This is a genomic window from Candidatus Paceibacterota bacterium (assembly GCA_028714635.1).
Classification (GTDB): Bacteria; Patescibacteriota; Minisyncoccia; order Phycocordibacterales; family JAQTLZ01; genus JAQTLZ01.
This window is the reverse complement of sequence record JAQTLZ010000002.1, coordinates 111859-136781: the sequence shown is the minus strand read 5'-3', so window position 1 is coordinate 136781 and position 24923 is coordinate 111859. Positions and strand designations below refer to the sequence as shown.

26 protein-coding genes and 2 tRNA genes are annotated in these 24923 nt (G+C 45.4%); 4 read left to right on the top strand and 24 right to left on the bottom strand.

Annotated features, from left to right (window positions below; genetic code table 11):
• Positions 1-4 precede the first annotated feature (4 nt).
• The 3 genes from PHS53_02090 to PHS53_02080 form a co-directional block, all read right to left on the bottom strand.
• A complete protein-coding gene (locus PHS53_02090; protein ID MDD5356915.1) occupies positions 5-706 on the bottom strand; it encodes a phosphatase PAP2 family protein in 702 nt (233 codons plus the stop codon).
• 69 nt (positions 707-775) lie between these two features.
• Positions 776-991 carry a hypothetical protein gene (locus PHS53_02085; GenBank protein MDD5356914.1) on the bottom strand — a complete coding sequence of 72 codons (216 nt, stop codon included), beginning with the start codon at positions 989-991 and terminating at the stop codon, positions 776-778.
• A 61-nt stretch (positions 992-1052) separates the two neighbouring features.
• Positions 1053-1640 (bottom strand): VTT domain-containing protein, encoded by a 588-nt coding sequence (locus tag PHS53_02080; protein ID MDD5356913.1) that lies wholly within the window; start codon positions 1638-1640, stop codon positions 1053-1055.
• 127 nt (positions 1641-1767) lie between these two features.
• On the opposite strand from PHS53_02080, the gene PHS53_02075 reads away from it, so the two are divergent.
• Positions 1768-2328 (top strand): hypothetical protein, encoded by a 561-nt coding sequence (locus PHS53_02075; GenBank protein MDD5356912.1) that lies wholly within the window; start codon positions 1768-1770, stop codon positions 2326-2328.
• Between the two features lie 179 nt (positions 2329-2507).
• Here the strand turns inward: PHS53_02075 and PHS53_02070 are convergent, their stop codons facing one another.
• The 17 genes from PHS53_02070 to PHS53_01990 all read right to left on the bottom strand — a co-directional run bounded on the left by PHS53_02070 (position 2508) and on the right by PHS53_01990 (position 19248).
• Positions 2508-3419 (bottom strand): DUF1749 domain-containing protein, encoded by a 912-nt coding sequence (locus tag PHS53_02070; protein MDD5356911.1) that lies wholly within the window; start codon positions 3417-3419, stop codon positions 2508-2510.
• Positions 3420-3510: 91 nt separating this feature from the next.
• Positions 3511-4335 carry a hypothetical protein gene (locus PHS53_02065; GenBank protein ID MDD5356910.1) on the bottom strand — a complete coding sequence of 275 codons (825 nt, stop codon included), beginning with the start codon at positions 4333-4335 and terminating at the stop codon, positions 3511-3513.
• 80 nt (positions 4336-4415) lie between these two features.
• Positions 4416-5171, bottom strand: a complete 756-nt coding sequence (gene pyrF, locus PHS53_02060) for an orotidine-5'-phosphate decarboxylase (GenBank protein MDD5356909.1) — start codon at positions 5169-5171, stop codon at positions 4416-4418.
• A gap of 138 nt (positions 5172-5309) precedes the next feature.
• Positions 5310-5945: a hypothetical protein gene (locus PHS53_02055; protein ID MDD5356908.1), complete on the bottom strand. Its 636-nt coding sequence runs from the start codon at positions 5943-5945 to the stop codon at positions 5310-5312.
• Positions 5946-5983: 38 nt separating this feature from the next.
• Positions 5984-7069, bottom strand: coding sequence for an acyl-CoA desaturase (locus PHS53_02050; protein MDD5356907.1), 1086 nt, complete (start codon positions 7067-7069; stop codon positions 5984-5986).
• 101 nt (positions 7070-7170) lie between these two features.
• The gene (locus tag PHS53_02045; GenBank protein ID MDD5356906.1) at positions 7171-8229 is read right to left on the bottom strand and encodes a serine hydrolase; all 1059 of its coding nucleotides are present in this window, start codon (positions 8227-8229) and stop codon (positions 7171-7173) included.
• Entirely contained in the window at positions 8222-9889 is a 1668-nt protein-coding gene (locus PHS53_02040; GenBank protein ID MDD5356905.1) for a PIF1 family DEAD/DEAH box helicase, read from the bottom strand. Before PHS53_02040 ends, PHS53_02045 begins: the two co-directional genes overlap by 8 nt.
• Before the next feature lie 22 nt (positions 9890-9911).
• On the bottom strand, positions 9912-11090 hold the full coding sequence (locus PHS53_02035; GenBank protein MDD5356904.1) for a hypothetical protein: 1179 nt from the start codon (positions 11088-11090) through the stop codon (positions 9912-9914).
• Between the two features lie 42 nt (positions 11091-11132).
• Entirely contained in the window at positions 11133-12215 is a 1083-nt protein-coding gene (locus PHS53_02030; GenBank protein MDD5356903.1) for a DUF2914 domain-containing protein, read from the bottom strand.
• Positions 12216-12331: 116 nt separating this feature from the next.
• Positions 12332-12799, bottom strand: coding sequence for a hypothetical protein (locus tag PHS53_02025; GenBank protein MDD5356902.1), 468 nt, complete (start codon positions 12797-12799; stop codon positions 12332-12334).
• Positions 12800-13138: 339 nt separating this feature from the next.
• Positions 13139-13396: an SHOCT domain-containing protein gene (locus tag PHS53_02020; GenBank protein MDD5356901.1), complete on the bottom strand. Its 258-nt coding sequence runs from the start codon at positions 13394-13396 to the stop codon at positions 13139-13141.
• Positions 13397-13649: 253 nt separating this feature from the next.
• Positions 13650-13720, bottom strand: a tRNA-His gene (locus tag PHS53_02015).
• A 70-nt stretch (positions 13721-13790) separates the two neighbouring features.
• Complete coding sequence (locus PHS53_02010) at positions 13791-14549, bottom strand: SPFH domain-containing protein (protein MDD5356900.1); 759 nt, start codon at positions 14547-14549, stop codon at positions 13791-13793.
• A gap of 11 nt (positions 14550-14560) precedes the next feature.
• Entirely contained in the window at positions 14561-15928 is a 1368-nt protein-coding gene (locus PHS53_02005) for a peptidoglycan-binding protein (protein MDD5356899.1), read from the bottom strand.
• A 1539-nt stretch (positions 15929-17467) separates the two neighbouring features.
• On the bottom strand, positions 17468-17848 hold the full coding sequence (locus tag PHS53_02000) for a DUF6527 family protein (protein ID MDD5356898.1): 381 nt from the start codon (positions 17846-17848) through the stop codon (positions 17468-17470).
• Positions 17829-19007, bottom strand: a complete 1179-nt coding sequence (locus tag PHS53_01995; GenBank protein MDD5356897.1) for a ThiF family adenylyltransferase — start codon at positions 19005-19007, stop codon at positions 17829-17831. Before PHS53_01995 ends, PHS53_02000 begins: the two co-directional genes overlap by 20 nt.
• Entirely contained in the window at positions 18982-19248 is a 267-nt protein-coding gene (locus PHS53_01990) for a multiubiquitin domain-containing protein (protein MDD5356896.1), read from the bottom strand. The genes PHS53_01995 and PHS53_01990 overlap by 26 nt, the downstream gene beginning before the upstream one ends.
• A gap of 187 nt (positions 19249-19435) precedes the next feature.
• On the opposite strand from PHS53_01990, the gene PHS53_01985 reads away from it, so the two are divergent.
• On the top strand, positions 19436-19798 hold the full coding sequence (locus PHS53_01985) for a helix-turn-helix transcriptional regulator (protein MDD5356895.1): 363 nt from the start codon (positions 19436-19438) through the stop codon (positions 19796-19798).
• Positions 19795-20289: an ImmA/IrrE family metallo-endopeptidase gene (locus tag PHS53_01980; GenBank protein ID MDD5356894.1), complete on the top strand. Its 495-nt coding sequence runs from the start codon at positions 19795-19797 to the stop codon at positions 20287-20289. Before PHS53_01985 ends, PHS53_01980 begins: the two co-directional genes overlap by 4 nt.
• On the opposite strand, the gene dcm is transcribed toward PHS53_01980, so the two are convergent.
• From dcm to PHS53_01965, 3 genes are read right to left on the bottom strand one after another with little or no spacing between them, the layout of a single operon-like run.
• A complete protein-coding gene (dcm, locus tag PHS53_01975) occupies positions 20286-21368 on the bottom strand; it encodes a DNA (cytosine-5-)-methyltransferase (GenBank protein MDD5356893.1) in 1083 nt (360 codons plus the stop codon). The genes PHS53_01980 and dcm overlap by 4 nt on opposite strands.
• A gap of 4 nt (positions 21369-21372) precedes the next feature.
• Positions 21373-22617, bottom strand: a complete 1245-nt coding sequence (locus tag PHS53_01970; protein ID MDD5356892.1) for a hypothetical protein — start codon at positions 22615-22617, stop codon at positions 21373-21375.
• 5 nt (positions 22618-22622) lie between these two features.
• Positions 22623-22829: a helix-turn-helix transcriptional regulator gene (locus PHS53_01965; GenBank protein ID MDD5356891.1), complete on the bottom strand. Its 207-nt coding sequence runs from the start codon at positions 22827-22829 to the stop codon at positions 22623-22625.
• A gap of 409 nt (positions 22830-23238) precedes the next feature.
• Between PHS53_01965 and PHS53_01960 the strand changes: the two genes are divergently transcribed.
• Positions 23239-24798: a recombinase family protein gene (locus PHS53_01960; protein MDD5356890.1), complete on the top strand. Its 1560-nt coding sequence runs from the start codon at positions 23239-23241 to the stop codon at positions 24796-24798.
• On the opposite strand, the gene PHS53_01955 is transcribed toward PHS53_01960, so the two are convergent.
• A tRNA-Leu gene (locus PHS53_01955) sits at positions 24780-24862 on the bottom strand. The two genes, PHS53_01960 and PHS53_01955, sit on opposite strands and share 19 nt — an antisense overlap.
• Between the last annotated feature and the right edge of the window lie 61 nt (positions 24863-24923).

Sequence of the window (24923 nt, the reverse complement as noted above, 5' to 3'; positions counted from 1 at the left end):
CAGATTATACAGACTTTGGCCTAGGACTCAAATATGCAAAAGTCACCCAGAAAAGCCCGAGAAGAAAGCCGGCGACGACGTCAGAGAGCCAATGAACACCGAGATAAAGCCTGCTGAAGCCAACGAGGAGAGAAAGGAGAAAAACGGCAAAGAGCGCGGCCTGCTTTTTCCATTTCCCCACATTCGGATACATCCGAGTCCAGCAGTAATACAAACAAGAAAGAAACACGACGATCATCGTCGAATGTCCGCTTGGAAAACTCCAAAAAGTTTCAGGAATGAGAGAAACTGCAGGGCGAACCAATTTGAAAAGATCTTTCAAAATGAGATTAGAAACCAAGGCACCTACTAGCGAAATGAAAGTGAAAAAGAAAAGTGTACGCTCGTGCCTAAAGTGAAGGACGATAAGGAGAAGGCAGGAAAGGATCGCAAGCGTTTCAGGACTGGCGAGGAAACTAGCCATTATCATCGGCGTATCAAAGCTCGAATTCCAAAACGTTTGCAGAAAATCGTGGACTCCCACATTCACCGAATCGACGAGATGAAAGGCATTCACAATACTCACTGCAATAAATAAGACGATGATAACGAGATGCGTGAAAAATATACGATCCTGCGTAGGAGTAAACAGATCTTTTCTTCGATAAATAGAAATGTAGCCGACAAAAAGAAAAAAACAAAGAAGGATGAGGCCGAAAGTGGTCATAAATTTATACCAGTATAACGCTAAAAACAAAAATCCAGAAGCGGTGAGGCTCCTGGAATGGCGAGGAAACTATTTCCCATCGAGAAGGATGAGTGTAGGACTTCTCCCACCCAGATCTTCTTCAATGAGACCGCGCTCGATGAGGTCTTGTTTGACCTCAAGAAGGTCGGGCAACGGAATAGAGGTGCCAAGTTTCTGGCGAAGCGCTCCCTCAGTCATCATGCAACGATTGAAGAGGAGAGCCGCGAGAATCTCTCTTTCCAACTTCGCTTTGTCTACTGGCATGTCTTCAACCCTCCTGAAAGGACTCTTTGAAGAGATTATTATACAACTTTTATAAAACTTTTCAAGCTGTTCGCTTCTTGAAATACTCTAAGAGAATTGGAACAAAAGAGAGGAGGATAATCGCGATAATAATATAAGTGAGATAGTGCTCAATTCCTGGGAAGGCTCGCCCGAGAAAAAAGCCGGCAAGAGTCACTCCAGCACCCCAAAGAAATCCTCCAATCACGTTATAAGAAAGAAATGTCGCGTATTTCATTCCACCCACACCAGCAAAGATGGGAGCGAAAGTGCGAACAATCGGCACGAATCGCGCGAGAATGATCGTCTTCACTCCATATTTTTCATAAAAATGATTTGTCTTTTCAACATTCTCTTGTTTGAAAAAAAATGAATCTTTCCGCACGAAAATTTTCGGGCCTAATTTGTTGCCCATGTAATAACCGAAACTGTCTCCGAGAATTGCGCCGATGACAATCAGAGGAACGAGAATCCAAATATTAAAAATTCCCTGCGAAGCGAGAAGTCCTGCGGTAAAAAGAAGTGAGTCACCAGGAAGAAAAAATCCCAGAAGAAATCCTGATTCGGCAAAGACAACGACAAAAATACCGAGGTAACTCCACTGGAGAACAAAAACAAGAAGCGTGTGCATAAAAATTTATTTCCCCTACTATAGCGTGAGGCGAGATAAAAAGATAGAATTATGAGAGAAGTTTGCCCCGTCGATACGGGGAGATTACAGTACCTCATGCTTGACATGGGGAGAAAGGCAGGCAGTTATGCGGGAACGATCGTTAGCCGTATCGCAGCAAGCAGTAGTGCTGCAAAAGAAGCTCGGAGAGCGCCACATCGGCGTCGGTGCAGGGGGAAGCATCACCCTGGATCCTATTCGGGTCGCAGCCGGAGAAACGGTCCCCGCTGAAGCGAGGATGTGCCAGGTTGAAATCGCACACTGGAACCCGCATCAGCCGTCCAATGCCGTTCAGCCGAAGGAGTTGCCACCGGTCTTCATCGTGGCAAAGTCCAGCTTCCACGCCGAACTGGACGCCATCATGAAGCGAGGGATCGCTCTCATGCCACAGGGTGCAGAGTTCCATTGGGTCCTCATCTCGATCGTAAATGCGAAGTTGTCGGTCACGGCCACGAAGACGACAATCACCATCGACGACGACACGATCATTCAGCCTAAATCGGTGGTCTTCCACCAGAATTACAAGGTGGAGACGATCCCGATGCCCCCGGAAGACACCTGTGCGAGGTTGCCTGAAGACGCGCCGACGCAAAGGTGCGAGCCGATCTCAATCGAGACGGCCCGCCGCGGTCAAGTCGTTCTGGCCTGAATGACCCACAGCAGCCCAGCTACGAGCGCCGCGACTTCGTACTTTATAGAAATGCAAGACCCATCGAGTCCCACTCGATCAGCTTGCAGTCGTATTATGACCGGACGAGAGGCCCCCGCGGCCACAACTCCGAAAAAGCGCGCACCTTACGTTCCCAGATGTTTATGCGCGCTTTATTTTTACCCAAAAATCCAATCTGCGAGAATTTTTGCCAATTCTTTTTCTTTTTTCCAGAATCCGTGCAATGAGCCGGGAAGAATTTTGAAATTGAAATTCGTGGCGCTGCCATTTCCTTTGAGCATTTTCACTACTTCTTTTATCTTTCCATAACAATACTCGTCCCTTCCTGGCATAAGAACAAGGGTTGGTTTTTTGAGACTCCGGTATTCTCGCCAAATTTTTTTCTTTTTCGTTAGGTCGAGATTATGCAAAACTTCAAAATACGGAAAAACATTGTAGTTCCCATCGGGATTGATCATGTCATACAGAGATTTAAATGAAATAAAGTTGTAGCTGGAAAGATTTTGCGGAACAAGCTCGTCGCCCTTCCCTGCTTTGATCTTATCTTTCGACATCTTAAGCATTGCGCCGAATTTCTGCGGACCCCACATATCGAGATACCCGCCGACATCGTCGCCTGGAGCGAGTAAAATAAATTTTGAGAAAATATTTTTCGGTTTGTAGTAGTTGTAGACGCAGATTTTGTTCGCTCCCGTCGAAACACCGAGTAAGTAGAATTCGGAGTAGCCGCGCTTGCGCAGGGCCGCAAGCGCGGCATCTATATCAATCACACAATCCTTAATAAGCTCAAATGCCATGCCAAGATTCCGGCGGACTTTCTTTCCGTCCACCATTTTTTTGAAACTCCTGATATACCCAGACCCGCGATTGTTGAATGGGAAATAAGCAATACCCTTTTTCGTCAGCGCGTCACCAATAGTATTTTGCAAAACAGGATTATTAAAAACAGATCCATTGCCGTTTCCATGAAGAAATATGGCTACTTTATTACTCTTTCGTGCTGGTTCATATAAAAGCCCCGGCAATTCAAGCTTGTCTTTCGTGTGGAAACTCATGAGTTCTGATTTCATGCTGGCAACTGTAACAAAATTCAGACAAATAAAAAAGCGCAGAGTCCGGGCGAGCGACTCTGCACTAAGAAACAATTGATTCGAATACAACTTACGAACCGGACGGCTTGTCCGACTGATTCGCTAGCGCCGTCTCACGCGCAGCATCCATCGCGGTCATGAGCTTGGGCCAATTTTCCTTTGGCTTCCAGATCACGTTTCCAGCGGCAATGTCCGCCGCAACGGCCTCGTCATCCGTCTCAAATTCCGGGAACGGCTCTTGGTAAGCCGAGATGACCGGAATTTCCCGACCGTCCGGAAGCGGAAAGTCAGACGTATGCTTCGGTGAACGGTTCAGGATACTGCAGATGGCAATGACCTTTCCGCCAGCTTTTTCGATCAGACCGATCGCTTTCAGCGTGGTGGAAAAGTTATTGGTAACGTCCTCGACGATCGCGTAGTTGGCTCCAAGGATAATCTCGCAGCGACCGGCCACCAGAATGGACTCTTCCTTCGTCCCCTCGATCGGGTTCGCCACCGCGGTGACCAGCTTTTCCAGAAAGATCCCCGTACGATCACATGCTCGCGCAAGGTGCGACGAATATGTAATCCCGCCCATGGGCATCCCACAGAGACCGTCCAGTCTCGGAAGAATCTCCTGGAATCTCGGGTTCTCGACGAGACGCCGCGCGAACTCAGCCATGACGTGCCAGTAGCGCTCGGCCGTGGAGAAATTCGCGTAGATATCCCCCACGAGATTAGTCTTCAGGCGCGGGCTTTTTCCAGCGTACCCAACGAGCGGGCCGACACGTTTCCCCGCCGCATCCTTAGGGCAGAGGTAGACTCCACCACAGAGACGGAGGATTTCCAGCACAGGCGTGTCTCGATCGAAATGGATCAGAGACGTCGCCGTCTGACTTATTTGGTCCTTATGCAAGGTACTCTCCTTTCTTTGTCTTCTGTCTTCGGCTTTCCCGCCCGTCGGCACAATGCCGATGGGCGGGGTGAGCCGGGTTGTTACGCGACTTTCTTCTTTCCCATCTCCTGCAAGAGACGAAGCCGCTCATCACTCGCCTTGTTGACTTCTTCCCGAAGCGCTTCGATAGCGGTAACGGGGTCTTCCGCGGCAGTCACCTGCCGACCAGCGACGATAAGTCCTGCGCCCGCAAGCACCGCGTTGTAAGGCGTATCCGAACGCTTCTGGTCGTTGACGTCCACGCCCGCAGAGCGCGTGCCCGGGACAGCCAGAACGAAACCCTTGAGTTCCGGTCGTTTCGAGAGCATGCCCACTTCCAGTGCGGAAGTAACGACTCCACCAACAGTCCCCAGCTTGGCAACACGCGCCCAATGAAGCACGGCCGATTTAGGCGTGAGGCCACCGCCCACTTCCACCTGCTCCGCCGTAAGCGAAGTAAGTTCCGTGATGGCGAGAACCAGTTCCGGACCGTTCTTGACCGCAGCCATCATCATTTCGACTTCGCCCTTGGCGTGTACGGTCAAAATTTTGGCGCCAGCTTTCTTGACCTGTTCGGCGCGTTCGGCCGCGGTGTCCGGCGTATCAAAAAGCTTGAGATCAACCCAGGCATCAGGGACACCAAGGTCGCGAATCATCGAAACAGATTTCGCGCCAAGCTCATCCCAGATGCGATGGATCTTGACTCCATCAATGCGATTGCCGAGCGTGCGAAGGAGCGGAGATGCTTGCTCCCAGTCCTTCTTGTCCAGTGCCAAGTAAATTGGCACGTATGCCCTATCACTATTCACAGGCGACATATTACTAGCCCTCCCACAAAAAACAGTAGCGAAATTAAAGGTTTTCGCCGTTACCTTCCGCTCTTTACCCTACTCGTTACGAAAAAAAAACGCAACAGCCCTGCCCGACTTCGTCGGGCAGGGCTTCTCTGTCTTTTATTAAGTTACCTTTATTCTAAGCGACTTTGCAATCGCCAAAATATCATCAAGAGTCTCCGGCAAAACTTTCGGTGGGACAATCGCCCGGAAAACCAGCTTATCAATTCCGGAATAAATCACATGCTCAAACATTCTCACTTCTTTTCCGTGATCTTTATACGTCTCTTCATATTGAAGGTGATACCCGTCATCTTTCACTTCCTCCTTCACTGAATCCTTATCCACCTTCAAACTCTTTTTCTTTTTCTTCTGGGTCGCTTCCCTATCCTCCACAAATTCACCTTTCATCTCCGGCATTTCGAAAAATTCTTCCGCATCGGGATCTCCCCAAACCATGAAAATAATCACGAGCGTTCCTTCATCGGTAAAAAAACAGGAAGCGGTACCATCGAGCTTCAAGTAGAACATATTCAAAAGATTGGAGTACCAACGAAGTTTTGTAGCGCTAAAATCTGCCGAGAAAGTCTTGTGATGAATTTCGCGCTTAAAAACAGGCCGATGAAAAATTTTCCTAACGAGAGAGCGTCCAAATCCCTTTTTCATCTTCCCGCCCATATCCGCAAAATAGACATCTTTGACGTGGATATGTTTCGATTTTTTCTTTTTCTTCTCCGGCATAGTAATGAAAATATGCATTTAGAATATCATAAAGAGAATGAAAAAAGGGCGCTTTTTCAAGCAGCCCTTAACTTATCTCTTTCCTCCTTTTCCGGGATCAAATCCCAAATGAGCCCCAGCCTTTCGAGGACAAGGAGCCCCCAATAGGTCGGATCGCATTCACTCTCTTTTGCGGCACTCGGATCGTGATGATGCTTATTATGCTTCCACTCTCCGAGAACGAAGAGTACGAGCCACCACACATCTCCGCTGTTGTCCTTCGTATCATGAGACCGTTCGCCCATCATGTGCGTGATAGAGTTCACAAAGGCTGTGCCGTGATAGAGAGCTGTCGTGCTTGTGAAGAACGCGATAAGCAATTGCCCACCGCTCACATCATAGAACCAGTGTGAAAGGACCACGCCCAAGATGTAACACCCCAGGGCCATAATGACGGCCGGGAGATACACCCATGGATACTTCTGACTTTTCACAAAGACTGGGTCCTGCATGAACTCATCAGAAAGAGGCTTGAATATTTTTGCGCCCTTTCTGTTGAGCCAGCCGAAATGCGTCTCAAATATATTCCAAACGACTGGAGAGTGCCTGTCTGACTCATCTTGATCCGAATGAGCATGATGCCATCGATGCACCGCTGCCCACCAAGTGGCGGACCTCTGAAGAGCGCTTGCCCCGCAGAGCGCCATAATACAAACGAATCGACGAGATGACTTGAAACTTTTGTGGCTAAAATACCGATGGTAAAAACCGGTGATGAAAAACATCCGGAGGTAGTAGAGAAAGACCGCAAGGCCTGTCGCCCACCAACTCCAGCCAACCACAAAAGGCCCTGCAATTCCGACGACGTGTACGCTAAAGAAACCGATACTGCGCACCCAGTTAATGGGAGCGAGCTTTGCCCGGTCTCCTTTTTTCAAATGCTTGCGCTCCTTGCCCTCGTCAGTTCTTCTTATTTCACGCTCGAACTGGACGATGACGATAACGCATCTTATGAAAAGATACGCTGAAACAGCGGAAAGCACTGCTTGCATGCTAAGCCCCACCGCAATAAGCATGATGAGAGCGTAAACATGAAGCACAACAGAAGCGACACGCTTCAAAACCACCCTTTCCGAAGGGTGTGTGACACTTTTATTCTTCACAACCCCTCCTTTCAAGAGAGATTCCGAGGCCAAACAGCAAAAAGGACAGAACGGCCCTTAGTATAACACGACAAGATAACAGTTTAGTTTCAGCTGTTTTTTTATGAAAAAATTATGTCTGCAATATCGCCTCTGACGGCGTTTATGAGATTTGAATCTTTTGGGCGTTTTGGAAAAGTTCTGTTTGAAAGAAGTGTAAATCCAACACCTTTCACTGGATCGGTCAGAACAAGAGTGCCGGTAAAACCAGTTTTGCCGAATACTTCTTTGCTTGTTTTGGTGCCCATATACAGAGGATTATAAATATTCCAGCCGAGGCCTACTGGCTCACCTTTCGCGTCCGGCATCATGTTGGTATGCATTTTTTGAATCATATTTTCAGAGAAATATCTTTTTCCGTTTTTGACTCCCCCATTCAAAAGCATCTCTTGAAAATTGAGAAAATCGGGAACCGTAGAAAAAGCTCCGGCAATGCCAAAAAAATATTTTTTCTGGAGCGTGAAGGTGCTTTCATCATGAACTTCACCTTGAATTACTCTCTCCCGCCAGTCGTCTATTTCTGTTGGAGCGATTTCCATTTTCGGAAATCGCTCCGGATGGAATGTCGTCCGACTCATACCGAGCGGTGCAAAAAATTCCCTTTCAGCATAGATATCGAGCGGTTCTTTTATAATTTTCTGGATGACAAAACCGATGAGAAGCGCTGTTGCGTTGTTGTAGAAAAATCTTGAACCGGGCCGAGACTTGAGAGGTGCATTCACGACTTCCGCAACAATTTCTTCCGAAGTCTTATCTTTAAGCGACGAAAGTCCAGGAACTTGAAGCTCCAATGTATAGGTGAGAAGATTTTTGATTGTAACTTCTTTTTTTTCAGGAAAATTTCCGAATTCGGGAATGAAATCCGTAACTTTATCCTCGATATTCACCTTCCCTTTTTCAAGGAGTTTCAGAAGAACACAAGAAGTTGGGATTGATTTCGTAATTGAAGCCAGATCATATATCGTGTTTTCTGTAACTTTTGGAGAATCTTTTTCATAAGTAAAATTCCCAACTGGAAAAATGCTCCTTTTGCCATCACGAGAAACAATTCCCAAGACGCATCCGGGAAATGTTTTTTCTGAAATTGCTTTTTCCAATCTTTGAATAAGCGCTTTATCCATTCTTTTTTGCTTTTTTCTTCTGAAAGGCTAAAGAAAAACCATCATCCTCGATAAGTCCGAATTTCAAAAGACGCATCTGAATTGCACCCTTTTTCCTTCCGAGCAATTTCATAAGATCAGGGATTGATTTCTTTTCTGCAAATAAATCTTTGAGTTGTTTATCTTGGGCTTCATCCCATTTACGATAGGCATTCGGATGTTTTTCTCTTATTTTTTCGAGCGTTTTCTTTCCTTGCCCCGTAGCGAGCATAGCTTCGCTACTGGGGTCACCTTTCACTTCCGAGCTACCGATCTTTGGCTTTGGCCTGTTCCCTCCAGATATTTTCACAAAATTGTCGTGCATTTTGTCGAGCTCGGCGGCAGAAATTTTCCCGAAAATTTCTGCCGCCTCATCCGACGCAATTCGAAATGACTCATCTTTCGAGAGCACTTCCGGATGCACCTGAAATGTTTTTGCATTCCAACCGAGAAGATGCAATCCTGAAAGTCGGCGCACGCGGGAAAGGGCCACATATCCTTGTCCGTATTCAAACACCTGCGAAAGATCCATCACCGCCTCGTCCAGGCTCATCCCTTGGCTTTTATGCACCGTAATCGCCCATGCAAGACGAAGAGGAAGCTGTGAAATTTGCGCTCGCACTTTTCCATTTTCTTCCACGGACCATTCGAGCGGAGTTACCACGATCTTTTTTCCATTTCGAAGTTGTACAATAGGAAAATTTGAACTCGACTCAAATCCGGAAACAGTACCGAGTGTTCCATTTACAAATCCTTCTTTGGGATTATTTTTGGTAAACATCACCGATGCGCCGATTTTCAGTGAAAGTTTTTCGGGAGAGAGACATCCCTTTTTTAACGCCTCAATTAAAAAGGGTTTCCCACTCGAGGTCATGAGATATACATGCGGTTCTTCAGAGAGTGCTCCGAGCATCTGGTCATTCAAAAGATCAACATTCGCATTATGAGAAAAAAGCCGAGGCACATCTTTTGAAATTTTCTTCTCTCCAATCTTTCTCGCTTCAAGATGTTCTTTATGCGCGTCGCCGAAAGTATTTTGCCGAATCGCAGAGAGAAGCGAGAGAAAATCACTATCATCCTGGCGGTACTGCTCGCTCAAATAGCAGGTAAGCACTTTCGCGTTTCTCCACGAAGGCGAACCATATGCAAAGCGAGGAGGAGCTTCTTCTTCAAATAACTGGCTTTCAGATTCCACATCTGCTTTCACAACCGGCGGAAGCTGGAAAAAATCTCCGACAAAAATCACTTGCATTCCTCCGAACGCGTCAGTATTCCCTTTCACTTCCCGACACACCGCGTCAACCATCGAGAGAGTTTCCGGAGAAAGCATCGAGACTTCGTCTATCACCAGCACTTTGGCTTTGCGGACCCTCTTTGCCACATATTCGCTGGTCGCAATTTTATCCAGATCATATCCATTGAGAAATTTCCGAATTCCAATCCCGCTCCACGAATGAATGGTCATTCCTCCGATATGGGTCGCGGCAATGCCTGTCGAAGCGGTAATAGCGGGCTCAATCCCGCATTGACGCAAATAGCGCGTATATTCATTTATAGTATGCGTCTTGCCACTCCCTGGCTCTCCCGTGAGAAAAATATTTGCTCCCGTTTTTAAAATTTTCAGCGCTTCTGCTTGAGTCATTACGGAAGTATACCACCGCTCTTTATTGAGTTGCGAGAGGTGGAGGACCTTCTGTATTTAAATACTCTACGAGCTCTTTAAAAGTCACACAGCGCACATTCTCCCGCCCGCACACACTCTCGGCGAATGTCTTCATCGCTTCCCAGTAGACCCCGTCATTCCATTTATTGAAGTGGTGCCCAATAATAACAGGTGCGCGATTCTCGGCGAAATTAGAATTGAAATAATCCATATAGGCAGAAACAACATCATCCTTATATTTTTGCCAAAGCTCTGTCCCCTTTACCGCCTCTTCCTGAACATTGGACTGCATCATCCATAAATTATAATCCATTGAAATCGTCGAAACATGATTTTTCCCCAGAGATACGCGGCCAAGCGGAAAATGCCAAAGCCCATAGCCATCTTTCTTCGGCCAATTATCTCGGGACAAAAGCGACGCTACTCCGCTCGCGTCATACAGAAAATGATACTCATGAAGCACTTTATAGAGCGATGCATTCACGCCCAAATCAGGCGCCCGAAGTCCGACGATAGTATCGGGACCGAAATTCACCTGCGGTATGGAAACTGAAGGATTATTTTTCTGCATATTTATAAGAAGCAGATTGAAAGAATTGAATTCCTGCTTCCAATCTGCTTCAGACCAGCTCGTGCCGTTGAAATGCCCGGCAAGATGCGAGCCGACTTCATTTCCCATCTCAAGCGCTTTATTAAACCCCTCCACTCGCAGGGAGATGTCTGCCACGTAATCAGAAAAACCGATGAGCGATTTCCCCGCCGGCTGTCCCGGAGCTTGATACAAGTACGCGGAACCCTGGCCTAGAAAATAGGCAGCGTTGATGAAATAGGTGAAGTGAAGCGGTTTTCCTTCTTGAGAGAGAAGACTTTCAAAATCCAAGGTCTCGCGAAGCATATCTACTGATTTCGAACCATCAAAAGAAAGGAGTACAAATTGCGGAGTAGAGGCTGAAACCAGATATTTTTCCTTTTTAACAGCTTGGGCGGATCGCACCGCTTTCACAAGCGTTTTCGGATCTTCTTTTTCCAGATCAATTTCTTTTTGCTCCGCTACCACAGGAACTTTCGGATGAAACGCGCTAAAACCAAAGAAAAAAAGGCCGAAGAGAAATAATCCGCACATCCCGGCAATATTTCTTTTCGAGATGAGCGATTTAAGAATGCGAATGAAATCTTTCACGAGAGAAAGTATATCCTATTGAATAGTTCTTGAATACTCAAATTAACGCAAAGAAGACTCGAGTTGCGGGCTTGTCGTTACTCTTTCAACAAGAAATTTCATCTTACCGACCACCTGCCCGCGCTCTGTCTCTACGTTCACTCTCCAAAGTCCTGGTGAAATGTTCTCCTTTTTTGAATAAACACGGTACCCTCCTTCCCGACCTCCGACCACAGTAAGAGGAATTTTCGCGGAAGATACCCATCCCTCTTTCTCATCATAATATTGCCAATCATGGATGATTTTCACAGACAGGCCAGTCGGGGCAAAAACGGCCGATAACACATACGCGGGTTCGCCCTCCTTCAAACTCACCGTGTCGGAGGAACGCAAGAATGCATATCCTTTTTGCTCTTCGCTAAGCACTATAAATTCAGTACTGCTTTTGCGATAGATGGAATGAAAAACACCAATCTCCTTTAAAGAAAGCGGAATAGGCGGGATGATATTTGTAATATAAAGAACGTTAATGAGAAGAAAAATGATGCTTATGCTAAATGTAAGCGTCCTCTTGCTGTCTTCAATCCTTTCCGGAAAAAACCGAGACAGTTCGTACATGACAAATAAAAAGAGGACGACAGTAGTAAGTCCGCTCAAAAAGAAAATGCTTCCGCTCATCTGTTTCAGGACAACAGGAATGAAGAAGATAAGGAAGGAAAAAAGAGCGACAAAAAACACGCTCATGTGAAAGGCAAAACGAGCGTAATGTCGTTTGAAAAATTCATTTCCAACAAGAAGCCCGAAAAGCAGGAGAAGAAAAGGCCAGCTTGAGAGAAAAGAAGCGCTTCTTGCGTAAAGAATTATAAAATTGCTGAAAAGTCCTCCGAAAGAAAACTGGATTGCAAAGAGAAGCCACGGCTGGGCTTTCTCCAGGAATCCCGCCTTTAATTGGCGCTCTTCAAAAAGATTTACAAAAAATATACAGAGAAGAACGAGAAGTAGATAGAAAGCAAGAATAATATGATCGCGAGATTTATCGATTCGAGTAAGCGTCAGCGAATCGAAAATAAATCCAAAAACGAGCATTCCTGATGAGATATGCCGTTCATATTTCTCGAGAGTGTGGGTAATCCTGTGAAGATGCATAGATTATCTATATAAAGAAGTATACCCCATGAAAAATAAAAACCCACGGACAATCCTTGCGGACCGCCGTGGGAGACTGAAACGAAAATCTGTTCCCTCCGAAGGGTTGAGTCGAATTAGGCGTATGCTATCCGCCGCCTGTCCCACCTTTGCCCGCCCACTGTGTTGACCGAACGGCAATCCTTGGGATTGCGAATCTTCTCCAGAAGGCCCGGATCGCGCCTGATGCTGTGAGCGACGTTTTCGAGAATTGCCAGTGCCTTCTCGAGACGCTCTGACAACGAAGCCTTGGCGAGCCCGGCGATGTCCATGAAACTGGAATGAACCGCGATCAGGCGGTCGCCGTGACAGATATCCGTGGCACCCTTCTCCTTCTTGACCACGAAGAGCTGCTGGAAAATCTTCCCGCCGACAAACTTGATCCCGAGGATCACCCGGCGAGCCTTGCGACGGGCATTGATTTCGAGGACGCGGAAGACCGCCATCACAGACCCATCGTCCCTGACAATGGTGTCTTTTGCATTCCTCTCCTCCCAAAGCCGATCAGCCACGTCCACGTACTTTGCCTCTGTTCCATTGTCCATCTCCGAACCCTCCTGCAAAACTAACCCCCGCTATGTCCCGGAACACAGTTGTTCTAGGGACGCCCAAAAAAATTGTATGCCTATAGCATCTGTATGTCAAAAAAGAAAAGTGCAAAAGGCACTTCAAAAAGTGCTTGAAAATCAAGACTTTTTTCAAGCGAAATGAGTTGTTCACAGGCAGAATCCAAGATCACTTCCCTCTGTGCTTGAAAAACTCGACCTGCCGCAATCTTTTCACCGCTTCTCCATGAGTTTTATACGGACCTCCGAGATTCTTTTTTGTTTTTTCCGAAAGCACGTAATATCCGCTTTTTCTTTTCTGGATCATAGTCGTCAAATTCATTGTTTCATAATGTCGGCCTTTTTTTCTTCGTATTCGTTTTTACTGATCTCGCCTTTCGCGTATCGAGAATCTAGAATTTCAAGAGCGGCTGAATTTTTCAGAGTCAAATGATGCGCGCCGAACCAATGGAACCAGTGATGCTCGCGGACAAGTCTCACGACGAGACCGATGATGAGCACCCAGACCATTATCCACAAAAACAGCCCGAAGAGATCAAAACTATACCCGCCATATCCTCCGCAATATCCCAACATAGTTTTTTTCTAAGAATTGAGTAATGCGACCTTTACTCAAAATGACGAAATACCGAGAGACTGGTTACATGTTTTGTTTGGGTGGCTACTGGGGATGTCGCTTCTTACAGAAGCAGTACCCCGATTGGACCCCGCCCTTTTGTTTTAAAAGGGCGGTGTGCTCAATCGGGCTTCAACTCCCAGACGTGAGCAACCTTGGTTGCTCACTTAGCCACCCAAGACAAAACAGCCTTTCGGCTGTTTTGTTTCCTTGGGTGGCTACTGGGAGTTGAACCCAGACTAAAAGCTCCACAAGCTCTTGTGCTGCCGCTACACCATAGCCACCATTTAAAAACTCAATAAATGAGCCCCTTTGTTATACCAGAGTTACGAGCTTTAATCTAGGAGAATCGATCTATTTCTTGTTATCCTGTCGAATTGTCGCCATCGCATCCGCAACAGTCGTCATGAATTGCGCTGGGAAAATAATTGTAGAATTTCTCTCGGTAGCAATCTCTGCCATTGTTTGAAGTGTCCTCAGTTGCAATGCTACGGGGTGAGCCGAAATAATATCTGCCGCTTCGCCAAGCTTTACCGCCGCCTGAAATTCTCCTTCTGCCGCAACAATTTTTGCCCGTCTTTCTCGTTCTGCTTCAGCTTCTTTTGCCATCGCTCTTTGCATGTTATCAGGAAGCGTAATGTCTTTGATTTCTACGGCGGTGACCTGCACTCCCCACGGCTCGGTATGGCTGTCTATCGTATCTTTTATGTCTATATTGATCTCTGAAGTCTGCGAAAGAAGCTCATCGAGCTTGAATCGCCCGACGACATTTCGCACCGTAGTCTGACTGATTTGATTGACTGCGCTTGCAACATTTTCAATAGCAATGACAGATTTTATTGAATCGACGACGTGATAATAAGCGACAGCGGCGATATCAATAGACACATTATCTTTGGTAATAATTTTCTGGGACGGAATATTCATCGTGATAGTACGAAGCTCCACTCGCGTCATCTTTTCCAAAATGGGGACGAGAATAATAAGTCCGGGACCTCGCATACCAGTAGATTTTCCAAGAAAGAAAATGACTCCCCGCTCGTACTCCTTCAAAACCTTAAGCGAGAGAAACAATAATACGACGACGACAAAAACGAGAAAAAAAAGGGGCATACTATGAATAATTAATTATTAATAAGTGTAAACGGCTCATCGCTCAAGTCGCAATTGTCAGTCCCGCTTACACAAATTCGAAGACCATAACTGTCTGGCGGAATAGGGTTATTAACGATGTCTGTTCCTACGATCCAATTATAGACACCGGTATTTGGAATATTTTTATCAAGTACGTACGTAGATGATTCAAAGAAAGGTCCGCAGGGAGCTTTTACGCACACGACGGGCAATTGTTTGCCCAAGTACAAATCAATTTTTGCGCTGGAATTATAGTTACTGTCTCTCCATGTTATCGCCCGCGTAGCGTTTATTTTCCAATTCTCTCCGCCATTTGGCGCAGTCACAGTAATGATAGGCGCGGATGGATCGGTAACAATAACCGTAGTGTTCGCCTGCGTCATAAGTCCAGCGCTGTTCTGTACCGTGAAAGTGATCGTATAAGTCCCGGCTCTATCATACGAATGCGGGAATGAAGAACTTTGCACAAATTGCGGTGTCGCTTGAGTTGCAGTGGTTGAAGATGCTTCCCCTGCCGGTGTCGCGTAGACTGGCTCATCGCCCCAGTGTGCAAAATAACTAAGTGTTCCATCAGAAGGATCAGATGCGCGAATAGTCCAGACCCCTTTCTCGTTTATCGAAAGTTTTGTCGGCGCATCAATGCCGTTTACCACCGGAGATTTATCGTTTGAAGAAAGCGTGAACGGCGCATCGCTTGAGTCGCAATTATTGGTATCCGTGTTTGATTCGCAAATTTGAATTTGATACTGGCCCGGATAGATCGGAGCGCTCGCTCCGGCATTCGGAATATCAGCTGTCGGATCCATATAATCCCCCGCTCGCCAAGTGTATGAAGGAGCATCAGCGCTTACATGAGTCGCAATGATGTAGGGAGCTCGCAAGGATTGCGCTGTCGCTATCATCGGACAAACTTGGGTTGTACAAGGAGGCTGGTATGGAACAAGTTTAATATCAACATAGGTCGCTGTCGGCGTGGTCCATGTAATTGCGTGATTAATTCCGATCTGCCAATTTTCTTCGCCATTTGGAGAAGTGACTTTGAGATCCGAAGTCTGGACTCCTGAATCAGCTGTTATCTGCGCTCGAGTGATAGGGCCAACGTATCCTAAAGCAGGCTGTATTCCTTTCGCAGTTTGATATTTTGCAACTGCCATCTGTGTAAGCAATCCAAAATATCCTTTCGGGACGCCTTCAGGCATCACAAGATAGGAATGAGTTTCGAGAAATGTCTGGAGGGCTACTACATCTGCACCAGAGGCACCAATGGTGAGATTGGTTTCAAAATTATAGCTTTCGGCTTTTGCCACTGGAATAAAGGCAAAAAGGGCGAGAAATAGGACAAAAAGGTATTTTTTCATGATGGTGGTATTTTAGCATGGAAAGAGGGTGCGGAAAAGATTCGAGGAATCTTGGTCGTTACACGACCAGTATCCCGATTGGATTTTTCTTACGCCCTCACGGACGAAGAAAAATGCTCAATCGGGCTTCAAGTCCTCTCCCGTGAAGCGCCCCGCGCTTCACTCCGTGCACTAAAAAAACCGCTTTCGCGGTTTTATTGTGCTGTTTTAATTGCGTTTGCTCGAACTTTCTTCGACAAACTCCGCTAATGCGTACGCGCCGAGCCCGTATCAACTCCAACGCTAATCCTACGCTCGACTAACTCGTCCCGTCCCGCGCGGAGTACCGCGCGGTCGCACCCCGCCTCGCCACGAGCTCCTCCATACAAGATTTGTTTCGCGCGGATTTCTTTTTTCGGAATGGAGTGGCGGGCGGGATGCGTCTTCTCCTTTGAAGAGGAGAAGGACGGAACTCGAATGCGGATGCAAAAGGAATCTCGGGCTTTACTTTAGCATATCTTTCTTTCCGTGGTAATTGTTCGTTGGTATTACCCTCGGCATTCGCCTCGGGCATTTCCGCTAGGGCTACTCGCGCCTAGATGCCTAGGAGCGGGCAAGTATTTTTCTGTAACGGCTCAAATACACCAAATGAGCCGTTACAGAAAAAATTACCCGCGTCCATTTGGGGGGAGGAAGGAATCCTCCCCCCAGCGTCGGGTTGTTTTCACACCCTCGCACAACCCCCTTGCTCGTTTTCATCTCTGTGTGTAGTGGTGTCGCTTTCGCTGCCAAAATTCTGTAACTTCGTTCGGGTCGGCGCTCATTATTGTAAAAAGCCCGTCGCGGAAAATGCCCGAGGGAAGCCCGAGACGCTGACTGCATGTGCTTGCCCCAGCGCGTGCGAGTACGCACGCGCCTTTCCCACCCGTGCGCGCACAAATTCCCGCCGTCTCAAAGAGAGGAGGAGACGGCGGGCTCCCGTGAAGACTCAACGGCTCACTTGGTGTATGTGAGCCGTTAAATTTTTGTATAGAAAGTATATTTTCCCGTTCTTCCAAACTGTTTTATCTTTCCTTGGCTCTCTAGCGCGGAAAGATATCTCGTCGCTGTCGCATCCGAGACATACAGGAGCTTTTGTACTTGGTCGTTGGAGATTTTCCCTTTCTTTGTGAGTTCGTCGAGAATTTTATTTAACTTCTTTCCTTTTCGCTCCTGTATGCGAGCTCGCGCTCGCAGAAGCAAATCGCGGAGGAAATTGGGTGCGGGAACCGTCGCTGACGCGACTGGGGATTCGGGCTCTTTTTGGGGTTCTTGAGGAGGAGGCTCGGTTTTAGGAGCTGTGTTCCATGACCGCTCCTAAATTACCATCGCCCCTAGGGGCTTCTAGGGCCTCAGGGGGTGCTTGGGGGCTTGATTCTTCGGGAGGGGTGGTTTCTGGGGTTTGTGGGGAATCGCCCGAAACTGGCGTTTCAGGCTCAGATGCAGGTGGAATTACAGAATCTGGTGCAGCGGTGTCGGGAAGAGTTGTTGTGTCGTCTGGGGGCATGGGGTTAGTAGTATTTACTTCCGAAAAAAGAACTCGAACAAAGGGCTCTTCTTTTTCTTCTTTCCATAATAAATTTCCTTGTTTTTCCCGTCTTCCTCTCTGCCATCTTCAACTTGTTCCTTTGACCATTTAGGTGCCCATTCGATTTCGTTATTTCTAATCCAGTAATGCGATTGACAGGGGAAGTTCCAGTTTCCTATCGAAGGGTACAGAGAGATCGTCTCGCCGTTAAATGTCAGCTTCCAGTCTGTTGGAGAAAGAGGAGTGACTACCTCGTTGCCGCATCCACAAAAACATTTATGAATGGCTGTTGAATAATCGATAGAAACATACAATACTCCATTCTCGGGATTGTCGGGAATATTTTTTACGAATTTATGAGATAGCTTCGTCATTTACTAATTGATTTGTATTAATTTCATAAATCGCATGACACTCCTTACCAAGATCGTGATAGAAACCAAATAACTTTTTCCATTTTATGACGGCAAGGGCAGCATTTAGAGCATTGATCTCTGCTATCTGTACGTTCTTGTCGTAGTCGTTATTACCATTATCAGCAAAAGAAATCCTTTTGTCGACATGATCCTTTTTCTCTTGAGTACAAGTTGTTACCCTCACACTTCCTGTTAACATTCCATCCAACGCGTTGACTCCTATTCCCGTGTCCACAAAAGGAATACCGACCCCTATCAGTTTCTGAATTATTAATTTTTTGATTTCTCCTTCATCGATGCAGATAAAAACAAAGCTCATCTTTGACAATTCTTCTAGTGTTGACGAGGTGAGATGATATTCATGGGGAATAATATCTTTCCGCATTCGTGAATATATGCCATGAAGGTAGGCAACTTTTTTAGGGCTTTCTCGTAACGTATCGAGCGAAGCAGCGCCAGGAGCACGAAAGGCATTATGAGAATGAAAGTCGTCTTGATCAAAGAGATGAATTTCTTTTACGGGTGTTTTTGCAACAAAATCCAACACATAGGAGCCAGTGCCTCCTAAGCCAATGATAGCAATTTTCAAATTCTGAAGTTTTTCAGAAATAACTCCAATTTGAGCTCGACTTGAATTTGCATCTAAGTAGTTAAAGACAATTTCAGGATCGTTTGATTCGACGACTTTGAAAGTTTTTGCTGTAGCAGAACGATCAATGGATTCTGCCTGTGAAGAAATTATTTTGATATAGGTCGTCACTTTTTCGTAGTAGTCGGGATAGCCCTCTGCTGGTTTGTTAGAGAATGAGTGATCTGTTTCTATTCCATCTGCGAGAGTCTTACGACCGCTTGAGTGCACGATTCCCTTTATGATATTTCCTTCCTTGTCGCACGGATGGCCGCCTGTAAAATAAATTACGTGGTCTTGCGGCCTTGCGGTTCGATCACCCGCTAAATCGCCAAGGGGAGATATAAGTATCCCTAAAGCAATTTCTTTCTCGGCGTTTACATAGGGAATATTGTGTACGAGTAGGTGCGCCTGCTTTACTTCAATTTCGTATCCTTCGTCACGCAACTTCTTGAGGTCGGGGCTATGACTTATTAGTTTGTGTGACATTGAAGATCATTCCATCCTTAACCTTCACACTCTCTCCCTTCACGAGAGAGCCCTCGCGGTGTCCGTCTGGCCCCTTTGAGAAGGTAACTGTATAAACAACATTCTCGTCCTGAGAATGAGAGCCGAAAGCCAATACGACGACCTCCTCGTATGAGATTTCCTTTTTATTCCAAACTTTCTCTCGGGTATTAACGATTATCTTTACCTCCTTTTCCTTATGTTCACTGTTGTCTTTATCCATGATATTATTCTGCCAGTTTTAAAATTAATTTTTGCAGCCCTGGCCTCTGCTGTTTGATATATTATACCTCTGGTGATACCATTACAAGGTAACTAGATGGAACAGATGTTACTCACAAGACCATTAATGTTACCGGCAATACCATCGGGTATACAGTATACCGAGTTACTCACAACCCATCTTTAGGATGAAGAAGAAAAAAGATATAATAAATGACAGAGGCGCTACCGAGATTGAAGTTAAGAAAGAGATCGGTAGAAAAATAAAAGAGATGCGCAACAAACTTGGGCAGAGTGCCTTGCGCATTGCGCAAGAGTTGAAAATCTCCCGAGAAGCCATTACTCATATTGAAAACGGGAGGAATAATGTATCTGCGGTCGTTTTATGGAAACTCGCGACTCTCTTCAATTGTGATGTTCATGATTTCTTTCCAACTGTTCCCGATGGATATGGGATTACAAGAGTTGATCTCCATAAGGTAGAACAGGAAAGTGGTAAAAAAGCAGCAGATTGGGCAAAAACACTTTTTGGTAAAGAGAAAAAAGTATGATTTTAGAAAAAATAGAATTTTGCGCAGAAGAAATTTTAAATAAATTAAATTTGAAGATTTTACCTATTCCGGTAGAAGAAATAGCTAACAAGCTTCAAATTAAGATTAGTCGTGCTCCTAGTGGCGACTTTTCTGGCATGTTAATTCGCAAAGATGGCCGAGCACTGATCGGAATAAACAGTAATGAGGCCCCTGTGAGACAAAGATTTTCAATTGCTCACGAATTAGGTCATTTTTCTCTACACCCAAGAAAAGACACCTTTGTCGATTTTAGAGACAATAAAAAAGATGTAATGCGAACACCTATTGAGAAGCAAGCTAATATGTTTGCCACCTCGTTACTTATGCCTCGAAGTTTACTTGAGAAAGACTTCCGTATTCTCTCAAAAGACGGGTTCACGGAAGATGAACTGTCTGAATTAGCAGAAAAATATCAAGTTAGTGAAGAAGCGATGAAATTTAGACTGATGAACCTAAATCTTCATTTCTAACCTTGTTGAGTAGTCGGTAAGCCCTTAAATGCTTCGTCGACAGAAACGTAGGCCTGCCCACCAAAAAGAGACCCTTCCCGTTCGTGAGTTGGCACTGGCATCTGTATTTTCGGGTATCCTTTTCGAGAACCAATAAAAAGTATTCTTCGCCTCATTTGTGGAGCTCCATAATTGGCCGCGAGCAAAATATCAGTTGTAACGGAATATCCAGCAGTTTCAGCTCTCTTTAAAATTTGTCTATACAACTTTCCACCACCAACTCCCTTTAAATTAGATACATTTTCCATCACGAAGAACGATGGCTTTATTTTTTCGACAAATCGCAAAAATTCAAAAATCAACAATCCTCTATCATCCTCAAGTCCTTTTTGTTTTCCCGCTTGACTAAAAGATTGACAGGGTGGTCCCCCGTGAATAATATCCGGACGTTCTTTTACTCCCGAGTGTTCTTTCCAAAATTTAAGAGGATCAGTGACTTTTGTGATGTCCTCACATATTACTTTTGCTCTATTTTTCGGGTAACTTTCTAGTGTATTACACGCATCTTTCCACTTATCCAAAGCAACCTGGGTCGTAATCTTTTTTGTTAATTCCGCACCTATGTCTAAGCCTCCGATACCAGAGAACAAACTAAAAGCAGTCATTATTTTTTTCCCGCTAGCCTTCAACCCTTGCTTCACAATCTGTTCAAATACGGCTTTTGCTAAAGGGACAGGAACAGCATTCCCAACTTGTTGCTGAGTACTTGTAAGTGTTCCCTTCAATTCAAGATCATCTGGAAAACCCTGTAAGCGCAGTGCTTCTCTGACTGTGATATAGCGATTCTCGAAAGGATGTACAAATTTGTTAAAAATGAAACCCGTAACAGTTAGAGACGGTTTTTGAGGATCAAGCCTGATAATTCTCAAATTTGGTCCACCAACTCTGTTTTCATCATGCTTCACATAATATTTAAAACTCTCATGCCACAATTCTTCAGGTAAATCCTGCATTCTCTGGCCAATACCTAAAGCATTAATCCGCTTCTGCGAATCCGGTCCAACTTTACGAGCTATGTGATTATTAATTAAGGTTTGCATGAAATCAGAACGAGAAATTTTCTTTAACCCACTCGTCTCTTGCATAAGTAGATGAGAAGGAGACAATACCATCATAGAGATTATAAAGTGGCTCATTGGGTGGTAAATCTTTCACACGCTTTGCTTTACCTGTTTGATCTTTTGTCCACACAACATCTTTTAAGTCTTGCAGATATTCCTCAAAATGTCTGATCGCGTGAAGATTGGATAGAAGTCCAGTCTTGATATTTATTCCATCAATTTTTGGTTTATTTGTAGCACCAAGTTTCAGAACCTGGTATGTTCCTTTTTTAATGTCATCTGTTCTATCCATGCCTACACTAGATTTACTATCGGAAATAGATTCGTAACCGCTGGCACCCACACGGCGCTGGGGCCAGTTTTCTGGTCTTGGCCACGGCTGCCCACAAGCATTTGTCATCCAATAAATAGGATCAATAGCCCCAACTGACAGTCGCCCTCTTGCCTCATATGTTTTAAAAGCATGTAACCAGAACGAATGATAATATTTGAAGAAGTCTGTTTTGAGTAGGTCGTTTATCCCTTTATATACCCAATCTTTTTTTGATTTCTGGTTCATTATGCCAATATCAAATATTTTATATGATTCACCTCGTTCCCCCTTTTTCTCAATCAACGGTAAAAAAATCCCGAGCTTGTTTGAAGAAAGATTAGTGTTATTCAAAGTGAGATGTCCCGATTCAACTTCTTGATCCCCACTCTCTTCTGTTTGTTTTTCAGTATTTGTTGCTAAAGGCATGGTTACCAAAGGAGAAGATTTAACTTCGGCAAAAAGCACAATATGTTTTTCCTTCTCGTAAAAAATCAAGTCTGCAGGCTCTGCAGCTTTGAAAATTTCAATTTTTCTTCCATGTTTCTCAAACAAAATTTTTAGCATAAGACCTAGAAGATCAACAGCAATGGCGCCAATACTTCCTGAACTTGGTTTGTTTGATTTGTGATACTTAAATTTGCCTGCAAGATTGCAGCGCGGACATATATTAGTATACGAAAAAAGTAACAGCGGATTTCCATTATGAGGACAATAAATCCAGCCTCTGTTAGTGACGCGGCCATAATATTCAGCGGATACCAATAAATCAAAAGCTGCAGCTAATGATAAACCGATTTCCTTTTGGGGCATTTTATACGCCTCTTCTACAAGTTTTCTAGCTAATTCTGCTTTTTCAGAATCTATCGAAATTGGAGCAGAACCGTCGATTATATCTTGGATGTCTTTAGGGAGCATATAATCTATTTTATCAATTCATCAGATGAAACTCCAACCGCCTTCGCTAACTTTGTAATTGTCGAGAGTGTTGGATTTGTCTTTCCATTCTCAATATTACTGACAAAGCTTCGGCTGACGCCAAGAGTTCTAACAATATCGCCCTGTGTTATACCTTTTCCTGTACGGATACGCTTTAGGTTTTTACCTAACTTTGCGGACTCACTTTTCATATCCACATATTATACCCCGATGATTACATTATACACCAATATTATAGTATAATGTAATAGGTATAAATCCGCCCCCGCCCGCCACTCCATTCCGAAAAAAGAAATCCGCGCGAAACAAATCTTGTATGGAGGAGCTCGTGGCGAGGCGGGGTGCGACCGCGCGGTACTCCGCGCGGGACGGGACGAGTTAGTCGAGCGTAGGATTAGCGTTGGAGTTGATACGGGCTCGGCGCGTACGCATTAGCGGAGTTTGTCGAAGAAAGTTCGAGCAAACGCAATTAAAACAGCACAGCAAGAGACATCGGCAAATTCGGCAAAAACAAAATCGTATCGCTTCGCGATATGTGAGGCATCGGAAATCCGTCCGGCCTTTAGACAATGGGCAAAATCCCAGAGGTCTCCCCAGCGTATGGAAACTGCACAAACCAAAACTCAATGCGTTCTCTATGCTCGCAAGAGCACCGAGGAAGATGACAAGCAAGTGATGTCGATTGAGGCACAGCTTTTTGAATTGCGAGAGTTTGCGAGCAGAGAACGCATTGAAATCGTGAAAGTATTCACGGAGGCGAAAAGCGCAAAGACGCCCGGGCGAGAAGAGTTTGCCAAAATGCTCGCGTATATAGAGACAAGCAAAGTACCGCTTGGCATTTTGGCATGGCATCCTGACCGTCTCGCCCGTAATTCTGTTGATGGCGGAAAAATTATTTACTTAGTCGATATCAACAGAATTGCCTCTTTACGCTTTCCGCAGTTTTGGTTTGAGCCGACTCCGCAAGGCAAATTTATGTTGCAAGTGGCGTTCGGACAATCCAAATATTTTTCTGACAACCTTGTCGAGAATGTGAAGCGTGGAATCCGCCAAAAAATCCGGCGTGGCGAATGGCTCACGCTCGCTCCAATGGGCTATGTGAATAATTACAAAACACACAATATCGAGCCTGATCCGGTGAAATCCCGCGTCATCAAGCGAGCGTTCGAGGAATACGCCACGGGAACCCATACGCTTCTCACATTGGCGGATTTTTTGGCGGAACATGATGTTGTACAGAAAAAAGGAACGCCACTTGCCAAAGTTTCCGTTGTGAAAATGCTCGGCAACCGCGCCTATCTCGGATTCATCAAACATCGCGGTGAATGGCACAACGGAAACTTTGAGCCAATTCTTTCTCCGACCCTGTTTGAAGCAGTGCAAAAGGTGTTCAACAAACGGAAGAAGCCGAGGAAGCAAAAACAGCTTCTTCCGTTTGCTTTCACTGGATTTCTGAAGTGTGGCGAGTGTGGCTGTGCGATCACGGCTCAATATTCCACCAACCGCTACGGCGTGAAGTATGGATATTATCGCTGTACCAAAAAGAACGGAAAGTGCGCACAGCCGTACGTGCAGGAAGGATCACTCGCCGCACAAATTCAATCACTGCTTCAATCAGTGTCGTTTCCTCTCGCGGAAATTCAAGAAGCGGAAAAGCAGGTTACTGCTTGGGGAAAGGAATCAATTTCCGCGAGAGGAGATATTGCCCAAAATCTGAAAGACAAACTTTCCGAAACTCAAATCAAGCTTGATCGGCTGGTCTCGATATACCTCGATGGAGATATTGAAAAAGCGGTATATCTCGAACGAAAAGATGTTTTGATGCGCCAAAAGCTCAAGCTTGAGGAAAGTTTGAAAGATTTTGGGCAACAGAGAAAGAATTGGGTCGAACCTTTGCGGAGTTTCATTTTGTCCTTGAAAGAGGCCGCCGAAATTGAAAAAACTTCCTCACATTTGGAATGGAAGAAGTTTTTTCAGAAAATCGGCTCTAACCCGGAAATCAAGGACAAAATGGTTTCCATACGCTGGGGAGACCTCTGGGATTTTGCCCATTGTCTAAAGGCCGGACGGATTTCCGATGCCTCACATATCGCGAAGCGATACGATTTTGTTTTTGCCGAATTTGCCGATGTCTCTTGCTGTGCACGGGAGAGGACTTGAACCTCCATGCCTTTACGGCGCTACCACCTCAAGGTAGTGCGTCTACCAATTTCGCCACCCGTGCATTAACACCCGCCTATTATGTCTGAGTTCCGCACAATTTTCAACTCAGTACGAAAAAAGAG